Source organism: Paraclostridium tenue, assembly GCF_039521565.1.
GTDB classification, from domain to species: Bacteria; Bacillota; Clostridia; order Peptostreptococcales; family Peptostreptococcaceae; genus Paraclostridium; species Paraclostridium tenue.
Map to the genome: position 1 here is coordinate 167839 of NZ_BAAACP010000007.1, position 12368 is coordinate 180206.

The 12368-nt window shown below is 25.8% G+C and carries 10 protein-coding genes and 1 other annotated feature; of the genes, 2 read left to right on the forward strand and 8 right to left on the reverse strand.

What is annotated here, in order from left to right; translation table 11 throughout:
• Positions 1 to 10 precede the first annotated feature (10 nt).
• The 3 genes from ABFX13_RS07525 to ABFX13_RS07535 all read right to left on the reverse strand — a co-directional run bounded on the left by ABFX13_RS07525 (position 11) and on the right by ABFX13_RS07535 (position 4514).
• A complete protein-coding gene (locus ABFX13_RS07525; protein ID WP_346044502.1) occupies positions 11 to 865 on the reverse strand; it encodes a YARHG domain-containing protein in 855 nt (284 codons plus the stop codon).
• 189 nt (positions 866 to 1054) lie between these two features.
• Positions 1055 to 3052 carry a GTP-binding protein gene (locus ABFX13_RS07530; RefSeq protein WP_346044504.1) on the reverse strand — a complete coding sequence of 666 codons (1998 nt, stop codon included), beginning with the start codon at positions 3050 to 3052 and terminating at the stop codon, positions 1055 to 1057.
• A 133-nt stretch (positions 3053 to 3185) separates the two neighbouring features.
• On the reverse strand, positions 3186 to 4514 hold the full coding sequence (locus tag ABFX13_RS07535) for a DUF389 domain-containing protein (RefSeq protein WP_346044506.1): 1329 nt from the start codon (positions 4512 to 4514) through the stop codon (positions 3186 to 3188).
• Between the two features lie 152 nt (positions 4515 to 4666).
• Between ABFX13_RS07535 and ABFX13_RS07540 the strand changes: the two genes are divergently transcribed.
• The gene (locus ABFX13_RS07540) at positions 4667 to 4942 is read left to right on the forward strand and encodes a hypothetical protein (protein ID WP_346044508.1); all 276 of its coding nucleotides are present in this window, start codon (positions 4667 to 4669) and stop codon (positions 4940 to 4942) included.
• 51 nt (positions 4943 to 4993) lie between these two features.
• On the opposite strand, the gene ABFX13_RS07545 is transcribed toward ABFX13_RS07540, so the two are convergent.
• Positions 4994 to 5836 carry a DegV family protein gene (locus tag ABFX13_RS07545; RefSeq protein WP_346044510.1) on the reverse strand — a complete coding sequence of 281 codons (843 nt, stop codon included), beginning with the start codon at positions 5834 to 5836 and terminating at the stop codon, positions 4994 to 4996.
• A 264-nt stretch (positions 5837 to 6100) separates the two neighbouring features.
• Between ABFX13_RS07545 and ABFX13_RS07550 the strand changes: the two genes are divergently transcribed.
• The gene (locus tag ABFX13_RS07550; RefSeq protein WP_270647255.1) at positions 6101 to 6283 is read left to right on the forward strand and encodes a hypothetical protein; all 183 of its coding nucleotides are present in this window, start codon (positions 6101 to 6103) and stop codon (positions 6281 to 6283) included.
• A gap of 92 nt (positions 6284 to 6375) precedes the next feature.
• Here the strand turns inward: ABFX13_RS07550 and tyrS are convergent, their stop codons facing one another.
• From tyrS to ABFX13_RS07570, 4 genes are all read right to left on the reverse strand, one after another.
• Positions 6376 to 7581 (reverse strand): tyrosine--tRNA ligase, encoded by a 1206-nt coding sequence (gene tyrS / locus ABFX13_RS07555; protein ID WP_346044512.1) that lies wholly within the window; start codon positions 7579 to 7581, stop codon positions 6376 to 6378.
• Positions 7582 to 7680: 99 nt separating this feature from the next.
• Positions 7681 to 7940: a binding site (T-box leader), on the reverse strand.
• A 63-nt stretch (positions 7941 to 8003) separates the two neighbouring features.
• Positions 8004 to 9746, reverse strand: coding sequence for an HD domain-containing phosphohydrolase (locus ABFX13_RS07560; RefSeq protein ID WP_346044514.1), 1743 nt, complete (start codon positions 9744 to 9746; stop codon positions 8004 to 8006).
• Between the two features lie 177 nt (positions 9747 to 9923).
• Positions 9924 to 10247, reverse strand: a complete 324-nt coding sequence (locus tag ABFX13_RS07565; RefSeq protein WP_346044521.1) for a heavy metal-binding domain-containing protein — start codon at positions 10245 to 10247, stop codon at positions 9924 to 9926.
• A 341-nt stretch (positions 10248 to 10588) separates the two neighbouring features.
• Positions 10589 to 12160, reverse strand: coding sequence for an AbgT family transporter (locus tag ABFX13_RS07570; protein ID WP_346044525.1), 1572 nt, complete (start codon positions 12158 to 12160; stop codon positions 10589 to 10591).
• Positions 12161 to 12368: the final 208 nt, after the last annotated feature.

Sequence of the window (12368 nt, forward strand, 5' to 3'; positions counted from 1 at the left end):
ACTCTCCCCCCTAATAACCTTGCTCTAAACTTTTTATAAGCTCAACGTTATATCTTTCTATAGTATTTAATTCATTTATACTTCCATTAAAATTTGGATTTGGGATATACCAACTAGTATTGATAAAATAATTGAAATATTCATCTTTATTAAAGATATATCCATATCTTGCAAATATCTCATTTCTAATTAATGCTAATTCATTTTTACTGTATTTATATAGTTCTGATTTAGTTAGATATCTAATATGACTATCATATATAATATATTCATTATTATTCTCAGGTAAGTTATTTTCTTTTATATGTTCATTAATTTTTTGATTTTGAATTTCTATCAGCTTATTATAATATTTAAAATTTTCTTGTTTAAAATTATATTCTTTAGCTTTTGATAGATATTTTAATGTTTGGTCATAATCTCCATTCTCAAAATGTTCTTCTGCTTTTTTTACATAATTTTCAATATACATACTACTCAAGTCTTTGCTATTTATAATCTTTTCTAATTTAATTAGTTCTTCTTCAAAACTTCTACATTCGCTTACTTCTTTTCTTATTTTCTCCACTAACTCTTCTGTATATTTAATATCTATAGCTTTAATATAATAATCAATAGATTTTATATTAGAACTTTCTATATCTCCTTTTTTACTATAGTAATTTAATAAAATTGTATCTTTAAGTGTGAAAAATAATATTACAGATATTATCCCTAAAAGTGATAAAGCCACAACTACTTTTAATAAGTTATTTTTCTTTTTCATAGTTTTTTTATATAATTCTTTAGTAGTATCATAACCACATCCATCACAAAAACGAGCTTCTTGTTCTAAGATTTTGCCACAGTTTTTGCATGTTTTCACAAATTATCCCCCCTATAAATATATTATATAACCTTTATATTATATTAATGAATACATATACATATTCCATTTGCAATTATTATATATATGCTTTGATTTTATGGTATTTTAATAAAAAATAAACTACCTAAATTAATATACTAACCTATATTTTAGTTAGAATAATATAATTAAGTAGTTTATTTAAAGTTATTTTAGACAATGCATATATTCTTTAGCTTCACTTCCTTTTACTATGTATCCTTGTCCTTTAGAACAAAATATAGAGTTAGAGGTATACTCACTATCACTGTCTTTATCATAATTTCTATTTTCTAAAATTTCATCCCTATTATGACATTCATCATATCCATCAAATATAAAACTAATGCTTCCAGTTCCCTTACTAAAGCTAATTAATTCCAATTGATAGTCCATAAATGTAGACACAGGTCCTCTTCCTTCTATAATACACATTTCTTCACTTATAATAGGATCTTTAAAAGTACCACTCATTTTTTGTATATCAGATAATACTCTTCCTATATAATCAATGCCTATCTCAATTTTAAATTTATAAAATGGTTCTAGTAATAGATTGTCAACTTGTTCAAGACCTTGTCTTAACGCCCTAAGAGTCGCTTGCCTAAAATCTCCACCACTAGTATGTTTAGTATGTGCTCTTCCTGTAATTAGTGTTATATTAATATCTGTAAGAGGATATCCACCAAGTATTCCATTGTGTTCTTTTTCAAATATATGAGTTTTAATTAGATTTTGATGCCCTATAGTTAAATCATCTACATGAGCATTGCTTTTAAATATAATCCCACTATTTCTAGTAGATGGCTCTATAAGTAAATGAACTTCAGCATAATGTCCTAATGGTTCAAAATGTCCATATCCTATAGTTTTTTCTTTTAAAGTCTCTTTATATAATATTTCACATTTTCCAAAATCTACATCTATATTAAATCTATTCTTAACTATCTCTTTTAATATTTCTAGCTGTATCTTTCCCATAACATGAATATGTATTTCTTTTAAATTTTCATTCCATTTTACATTTAATGCTGGTTCTTCATCATTTAATATTTTAAATACATTTAACACATCTTTTATATTAAGGCTTTCATCAAATTTAATTTTAGACTTTAGTGTTGGTACTATATCAATTTCTTTATCTATACTATAATTTTCGTAAAATTTATTTATATCTAGATTTTTATCTAATATATATTCATTGGTTATAATATTAGTTAGTCCTGTAACCGCAAATATTTGACCTGCAAAGACTTCATTGACATTTTCATATTTATTTGAATTATAAACTCTTATATTATTTATTTTTTCAGTAATTACTTCGTCATTTATTATATATTTAAGTTCGTCTTTAACTTTTAAATTCCCACTAATAGCTTTTATATAAGTTAATCTATTTTTATTTTCGTCATATCTAACTTTATATACCTTACCTATAAAATTATTATTTCCTTGGTAATTTGTATATGTCAAATAATCTAACTTTTTTATAAAATCTTCTATACCTATATCTTGCAATGCTGAACCTTTAAGAAATGGGTATATATCACAATTTTTTATACTTTTTATTAATTTATTTACCCAAAGTTCTTTATTATATTCTCCATTTAAATATTTATCAAGTAATTCTTCATCTCTTTCAGCTATAAATTCAATAATTTCTTCACTTAAATTTATTTCATTATCTATATACAGATTAGTGCTTATATCTATTACATCTTCACTTAAATTTAATTTTATATCTTCTATTAACTTCTCAATATTTGCACCTTCTCTGTCTATTTTATTTCCAAAGAAAAATACAGGAATATTATATTTTTTAAGTAGTCTAAAAACTGTTTTAGTATGTGGTTGTATTTTTTCTACAGCACTTATTATTACAATTGCATAATCCATTATACTTATAGCTCTTTCCATATCTGGTGAAAAGTCTATATGCCCTGGAGTATCTATCAAATTATAATTTGAGTTATTATATATAAATTTTCCTTGTTCTGAAAATATGGTTATTCCTCTTTGTCTTTCTATTTCATGATTATCTAAAAAAGTATCTTTATTGTCTACTCTCCCTCTGTTTCTAATTGACTTTGTATGATATAGTAACTGTTCACAAAACGTAGTTTTTCCAGCATCTACATGAGCCAGTACTCCTATTGTTTTATTCATATATTCCTCCAATATAAAGTATTAAAATAGGTTACTACAAAGTATTTTTAATAAAATACTCTATAGTAACCTGTTTATATAAAATATATCATATTTTTACATATATAACTATATAATTAAAATTAGCTTTCTATTAATTGTTAGTTTCAACTTCTTCTTTTATAGTGGGATTTTGTATATAAACTTTAACATCATCTGCCTTAACTCTTGTTTTAAACCAATTTTTAATAGTTTCTATATTTTTATTTAAAGAATCATCTTCACTATATATTATAAGTATAGGTATTTCTTTATTTTTATCTTGTTCTCCAAAAACATACCCTGTATATACGTCATTTATTTTAGGGTATATAGCTTTTAGTTCACTAGCTATCATTTCTACTTCTGTTTGATTAGATATTTCTTTATTGTTTTCTTCTTTATTATTAGAAATATTATTATCTTTTATAAAATCACTATTTTTATTTTTTATATCATTTATGTATTTTTCTATATCATTAAAATTGTTATCATCTTGTTTAATAATTAATTTCTTATTGCTAAATCCATAGTGATGAAGGCTTTGTTGTAATTCATCTAATTGACTATTAGATATTCTTTTACCCATAAGAGCCAAAGTTATTGTATTATCTTTTTCACTTATATTTTTACTTATTACATATTGTCCATTTAACTCTTGATTAATAAAAGTATTTAAGTTACTTTCATCTATGGTTTCTCTTATCATGTTAACAGCGGAAAACATACTAGGGATTATTACTATAATTGATGCTATTATTATAAATTTCTTAACGTTTTTTTGCTTTTCATCACATATGTTTATTCTAGTTGGTATATTTAAAGCTTTTGTAACTATAAGTGTTGATATGGTTATAAAAAAGCAATTTATAAAAAATAAATATCCTGCACCTAAAAATATATCATACTGCTTAGTAGCAAGTCCATAACCTGCTGTACAAAGAGGTGGCATAAGCGCAGTTGCTATAGCAACTCCTGGTATAACATTACTAGGTTTATTACGAGTTATACCTATCATTCCAGCTGTACCTCCAACAAATGCTATTATAACGTCCCATATTGTTGGACTAGTTCTTGATAATATTTCACTACCTGCTGTTGTTATTGGTGTTAAAGAAAAGTAAAGTGTTGATGTTATTATACTTATTCCAATTGAAAGCATCAATATTTTAAATGCATCTTTTAATAATTTAACATTGTATGTTCCTACTCCATATCCAATCCCTATTATAGATCCCATCAAAGGAGATATTAACATAGCACCTATAATTACTGCTGTTGCATTCATGTTAAGCCCTACTGATGCTATTATTATTGCACATATTAATATGATAAAATTTGCACCGTGAACATTCATACCTTCTAATATATTTTCATGTATTTCTTCATGAGTAGCTTGATTTCTAGTAAATTCATATATGAATTTATCCTTATTAATCTTCATAGCTTAATCCTCCTAAGTAGTATATATTATGTCACTCATTTACGATTTTAATTTACTACAATAGGTAAATTTATACAAGCCAAAAATTTTTACTACAATATAGGTTATATAAATTCATTTGTATGTTAATACTTTAAATTGGAGGTAGTTATATGGATGAATTTATAAATTTTTTAAATAATAATTTATTTCTTAATGGATTTAAAATGATTAAATTAACTAGTAGCAAATTACTTATATTTAAATCTTTTAATAAGTATTCTAAATGCATTTATATAAATATTATAGATAATATTATACAAGTTAAAGTGGATAAAATATTTGATGTATATGGTTTTTATAATGGTATAGAAAGATTGATAATTTCTAAAAATGAATTTAATGATATGAAAAGTTCATTACTATATATTCAAAAAAATTGCAAATAAAAGCCCTCTAAATTTAGAGGGCTTTTGTATTTATAAATATATTATGATTCCTTATTTAAAACATCCAATTCCTAAAACACTAGGTCCTGAGTGGCAAGCAACACAAGCTCCTATTCTAAATGGATATACATTTCTTGGATTTAATTCTTCTTTTACCTTTTCCATAAATTTTTTATGTTCCTCTATGTCATCTCCATATCCAACATAGACATCTTTATCAGAAAAATTATCTCCTACTTCAGATCTTAATTGTTCTATTAATGTTGATATTATCTTTTTGCTTCCTCTAACTTGAGTTTTTTGCTTAACTAATCCATCTTCTATCTTTAATATAGGTTTTATATTAAGAAGAGTACCTATTGCAGCCTTAGTGCCAGATATTCTTCCACCTTTTTGTAGATAATCTAATGAATCAACTGAAAAATATACTTGTACTTTTTCTTTATATTCTTCTAACTTACTTATTATGTAGTCTATATCATGCTCTTCACTTGAAAGCTTTGCTGCTTCTCCTATTAAAAGGCCACCTCCGATAGAAAGTCCATATGTATCAAATATATATACATCTCCTTCTATATCGCTTTTAGCTAACATAGCTGATTGATAAGTTCCTGATGCTGCAGAAGAACCTGCTAGATATAAAACTTTTTTACCTTCGCTTACGTACTTTTCAAAAATTTCCTTAAATGTAGCATAAGTTACTTGTGATGTTGATGGTATACTTTGTGTGCTTCTTAATAACTTGTAAAACTCATCTCCATCTATATCTACTCCTGCTTTATATTCTTTTCCTTCAAATATGATTGTAGCAGGAAGTATTTCTATATCATAATTATCCATTATGTTCTTTGGCACATCATTCATTGTATCGCAGATTATTTTTATATTACTCATATTATAACTCCCTTTATAAAGCAACTTAATTTTTCTATTATTTTTAATTATACCATGTTTCTTATTTTAATATTATACATTATTTATTTCATTTGACAAACTATTTATTATTCCCTCCTTTTATTTAATTTTATTCTAAAATAATTATACCTGTATATTCTTTTAATATCAATTTTTATTAATATTAATATTTTTATGTGTATTATTTTACAGTTATAACTTAAGTTTTTTGTGGAAATTTAAGTTTAGAAAGGATGTGTTTATATGAGTCATACTTTAAAAAAAGGTGAATATGAAAAAGCTGTTGAACATGTAAAAAGAATGCTTGAAAGTAATATGGGAATATCAGATATAATAGCTAAATCAAATTTAAGTGAAGAAGAAGTTAAAAATGTAATTAAAAAAAGACAAGATGAATTAAACGATAAAAAACCAGATTTTTATTAATTTTTTTAATATGAGTATATAGTTTTTAATTTTAAACTATATACTCATATTAATTAATTTATATTAAATAAATGTTTATTTTCTAAAAAATATTATTTAATGCATATCTTTATAAACTTTTTCTTACCTATTTGTATTATCATAGTATCAGATATATTTAATTTGTTGATATCTTCTAATTTTTCATTATTTACTTTTATACCACCTTGTGATATAAGTCTTCTAACTTCACTTTTACTACTTACCAAACTATTTTTAACTAGTTCTTCTATTAAATCAAATTTTTCTTTTAAAACTTCTACAGTTTTTATATCATTAGGTATTTGGCCTTTCTGATAAACTTCTTTGAATCTATTTTCAGCCTCATTGGACTTTTCTTCTCCATGGTATAATCTCACTATTTCCTTAGCTAAATTCATTTTTATATCTCTAGGATTTACTTTATTTTCCTCTAAGTTTCTTTTTATATCATCTACTATATCAGGATGTATATCTGTTACAAGTTCATAGTATTTTATTATTAAATCATCTGGTATAGTCATCGCTTTTTCATACATTACACTAGCTTCTTCATCTATTCCAATGTAATTACCTAAACTTTTACTCATTTTATTTTTTCCGTCTAATCCTTCTAATAATGGCATAAATATAGTTACCTGAGAATCTTGATTAAATGCTTTTTGTAAAGACCTTCCCATTAAAACATTAAATCTTTGATCTGTTCCGCCTAATTCTATATCAGCTTTTATTTTAACTGAATCAAATCCTTGCATTAAAGGGTAGAAAAACTCATGCAAAGATATTGGAGTTTGACTCTCGTATCTATTTTTAAAATCTTCCCTTTCAAGCATTCTAGCTACTGTAGTTGTTGATGCTAACCATATAACATCTTCAAAACTTAACTTAGATAACCAATTACTATTAAAAACTATCTCGGTTTTATCTTTGTCTAAAATTTTAAGTATTTGCTCTTTATATGTTTTAGCATTTTCTAATACTTGCTCTGTTGTAAGTGCTTTTCTAGCTTTAGATTTTCCAGTTGGATCTCCTATTTTTCCTGTAAAGTCTCCTATAATTATTACCACTTTATGACCTAAGTCTTGTAATTGCTTCATTTTTCTTAAAACAACAGTATGACCTAAATGTATATCTGGTGCACTAGGGTCTAGCCCTAACTTAACCGTTAATGGTTTATTTTCTTTTTGTGATAATTCTAATTTATTTTTAAGATCTTCTAGACCTATTATTTCATCTACACCTTTAGATATTATCCTTATTTGCTCCTGTATATTTTTCATAATTAATCCTCCTAAAATTTATAATTAATATTTAATCTTTAAGGATAGTAATTTAATTGTTATACGGCGCCAATACAATAAAAAACTCCCGTCCTTATATAAAAGGACGAGAGTACTACTCACGTGTTACCACCTTAATTTATCATTACCTCACGATAACGACCTCTTCAAGTACGCCAATTACTTTGGGATACTCTAGCACTATAACGTGTGCAAAATCCGGCTACTGCCTACTGGGTGTTATCTTTCGGAGTGCTGCTTAGAGAGGTATTCAAATTAACTTGCCTTTGCTCCTCTCACCAACCGGAAACTCTCTGTAAGACTACATTAATTTTACTTTTTCTCATCAACGCATTAGTTTATTTACTTAATTTAATAATATGATTATTACCTTTATTTTGTCAATACTTTTTTAAATTTATTCAATATTTTTTATTTTCTAATTCATTTTCAATTATATTTGAAAATACTTCAACTATTTTAGGATCAAACTGCTTGCCTGAACATGCTTTAATTTCTTTGATAGCTTTATACTTACTCATTCTTCTTTCATGTATTCTGTCATTTGTCATAGCATCAAATGAGTCTATAACAGAAACGATTCGAGCTACTAATGGTATTTCTTCTCCTTTAAGTCCAAGTGGATATCCTCTTCCATCCCACCTTTCATGATGAGTTAATATATCCCTTGCAATATAGCTTAATTCTGGAAGTAATAATGCTAATCTATAGCCTTTTTCAGCATGAGTTTTCATAATTTCATACTCATCATTTGTTAGTTTATCAGGTTTTAATAATATATGTTCTGGTATACCAATTTTTCCTATATCATGAAGTTCTCCAACCAAAGCCAGTTTCTCCAAGATTTCATCATTTAAACCTAAGGCTTTTCCTACCTTTACAGAATACTTTGCGACCCTTTTTGTGTGTTCTTGTGTTTCTAGATTCTTTTCTTCTAAACTTTCTCTTAGAGTATTTAATATAGATACTCTAACACTTTTATTATCTAATATTTTTTGTCTATACACTTTATCTTCAGCATCTCTTAATGCATCATCTAAGCTTGTATGTTCATTAATCATAGAATGACCTTGTGATATACTTAATTTAAAATTATCATAAATTTTTTTATCACAAAGATTATTTACTTTTTCGATAAGCTTTAGACAATCTTTTTCGGTTGAATTTGGGATAAGTGTTATGAATTCATCTCCACCCCACCTAAATACCAATCCTTTATCACCACATGATTCCTTAAGTACATTAGCCATTTCTTTTAAAAGCCTATCTCCATCTAAATGTCCTAATGTATCATTTACTATTTTAAGTCCATTTACATCACCTATTACAACTCCTATAGGAAATTTTTTATTTTCTATAAATTCACTTACTTTTTCATCAAAATATGCTCTATTATATAAACTTGTTAATCTATCTGTATAACTTAAATATCTAAGTTTTTTTTCTAATTTTTTTTGTTCTGTTATATCTCTTGCAACTCCAATTAATCCTAATACATTACCATCTTCTCCTATTATAGGTGCTTTTACGCTGTTTAAAGTACAGAATTCATCTTTTCCTGGTATAGGAAATTCTTCTTCTGAGTATAATGTTTCTTTTGTTTTTAAAACTATATCATCATGCTCTTTACATGCTCTAGTAAAACTGCTGTCTAGTGAAAATTCTAAATCTGTTTTACCTATTATATCTTTAACTCCTATTTTTTCATAAAAATTTTTAAATTCTTTGTTTATACTAACGTATCTAAGCTTATCATCTTTATAAAAAATCAACTCAGGTATATTGTCTATTACATTTTTTAACATATTTATTTGTTGGTTATTCGATTTAAAAGAAACATCAGTTACATCTATTAATATTGCTACTTCATTTTTTGATTTATCATCACAAAAAAGAATTATTGGTTTATATATTTTATTTTTTATTTCATATGTAAAAGATGAATTAAATTTAGGCATAATCATAATATCATATAACTTTTTTAATTCTTTGCTTACACTTTTCTCCATACTAAAATTTATATCATTTATACTTATATCAAATTTTTTTTGCAAACTGTTATTTATAAAAATAATTTTACCTTCTTTATTTCTTATCCAAAGTGGAATATCTATGCGTTTTAATATATTTAGTATAAATTCCATAGTTGTACCTCCTTGTTGCTTTTTATAAAAACCAACTTAATTTAGTTATTAAATATATTATATTATAATAGTTTACTTTTTTATCATAAAGTATTTATTTTAAAAATAAAAAAATCCATAGAAATATCTATAGATTTTTTTATCTTATTAATTATTATATAACTTCATAAATGCAAATTACTCATTATCTTCTATAACTACTGCAGTTCCATAAGCTAACATCTCTGCTGCTCCTTGCATAACTGCAGCTGAAGTTAATCTAAATCCTATTATGGCATTTGCTCCTTTATTTTTAGCTTCTTCTACCATTCTTTCTATAGCTATTTTTCTAGCTTCTTCCAGCATTTCATCATATCCTGTTAATTCTCCTCCAACTAATTGTTTAAAACTAGCTCCTATATCTTTCCCTATATGTTTTGCCCTTACAGTACTTCCTTTTACTAAACCAATAACTTTTGTTATCTTCTTTCCTGGAATATTTTCAGTAGTTAATACTAACATTTAATTCCTCCTAATTAATAGTTATATTTATATTAATTCTATCACAATTAAGCATATTTAAATGTTACATAAGTTTACAATTCACTCATAATAATAAGCTATTTAGATTACCATAAGAACTAAATCCACTATTAATCTCCATAGTTCCAAGTCCTAAAAATGTGGCTATGCCTGAAATTATAGCAAATATAGTTAAATATAAAATCCTCAAAATAAAATGTTTATTAAATTTAGAAAAATATAATATCAAATTTTTTTAAACTCTCAATAAAAGTTAAACTTCATAAAATTTATAACAATTAAAAAAGAGTTATCTAAAAAATAACTCTTTTTATATTAACCTAAAATCCTATCGGTATTCCAGTAACCATCCAAACTATAAATAGTATAGTCCAAGCTATTAAGAATGTCATAGAATATGGTAACATAAGTGATATTACAGTTCCTATTCCAGTATCTTTCTTGTAAGCTTGCATAAATACTATAACCATTGCAAAGTAACTCATAAGAGGTGATATTATATTTGTTGAACTATCTGCTATTCTATATGCTGCTTGAACAACGTCTGAACTTATTCCTAATTTTAAAAACATAGGTATAAATACCGGTGCCATTATAGCCCATTTAGCTGATGCAGATCCCATAAATAAATTTATAAATCCTGTTATAAATACAAATCCTACTAACAATGGTATTGCACCTATATTTATTGATTGTAAGAATTCAGCCCCTCTTACAGCTATTATTGTCCCTAAATTTGTATACTCAAAATATTTTATAAATTGTGATGCCACAAATGCTAAACATAAATATCCACCCATAGAACTCATTGCTTTACTCATATGAGCTGCTATTTCTTTTTCATTTTTTACAGTTTTAGCTATTTTCCCATAAACTACAGATGGTACAAAAAATAGTATAGCTATTATCGGTATAAGACCATTCATCAAAGTAGAATGATCTACTATAGAATTTAAGAAGTTTGGTTTTTCTAAATTTCTTAAAAATGAATTTGGCATAGCTACAAGTATTATTAATCCTAAAACCATAAATAGTAAAGTTAAGTTTGCAGCTTTCATAGCCTTAGCTTCTTCAGGTTTTATAGTTTGTAAATCATTAGCTCTTGACATTCCATCTGAAAATTTAGCATCTTTATTATTATATTTTCCAAGTTTAGGCTCTATAATTTTAGTAGTTATCAAAGTTCCTAATATAGTAATTAAAAATGTTGATACAAACATAAAAAAATAATTTGCAGTAGCACTTATATTTACTGTTGGGTCTATTATATGAGCTGCTTCATTTGTTATTCCTGCAAGCATAGGATCAACAGTTCCTATAAGTAAGTTTGCACTAAATCCTCCAGAAACCCCTGCAAAAGCTGCAGCTATACCAGCTAAAGGATGTCTTCCATAAGCCATAAAAACTAAAGCACCAAGAGGAATTAATATAACATAGCCTGCATCAGACGCCACATTTGACATTATTCCAAGGAATACAACCGTTGGAACTATCAGCTTTGCTGGTGTTATACTTACAATTTTTTTAAGAAGTGTTCCTATGTATCCTGAACTTTCTGCAATCCCAATTCCTAACATACCTACTAACACTACGCCTAAAGGAGCAAATGATGTAAAGTTAGTTACTGCATTTTCTAACATATATTTAAACCCAGCTCCATTTAATAAACTAATCGCTTTTATAGTTTGTTCTCCAACTTTCATTGTTTCTCTATTTATAAGTTCTGCTGTTACACTTAAATCCATCTTTTCTGCTATTGCAGATATAATTGCTATTGCCACACATAGCATTGCAAACAATGTAACTGGGTGTGGTAACTTATTTCCTATATATTCTACTGAGTCTAGACATTTCATCAAAAGACTCCTTTTTTTAACTTCTGCTTTTCCCATAAAACATCCCCCTTTTTTCTATTTGCTATAATGGTAGCACATTAATTCTATCAACCACAACAAATATTTTTAAATTTTCAATTTGTTTTTAAAATTCCGTTTTTTAATTTATAAAATATTTCAATTTCATTTTTCTTTTCTTATGTCTTATTTAAATAAAATAAAAAAACTACCTTAAATTTAAGGTAGTTTTTTTATTTTATTTAAA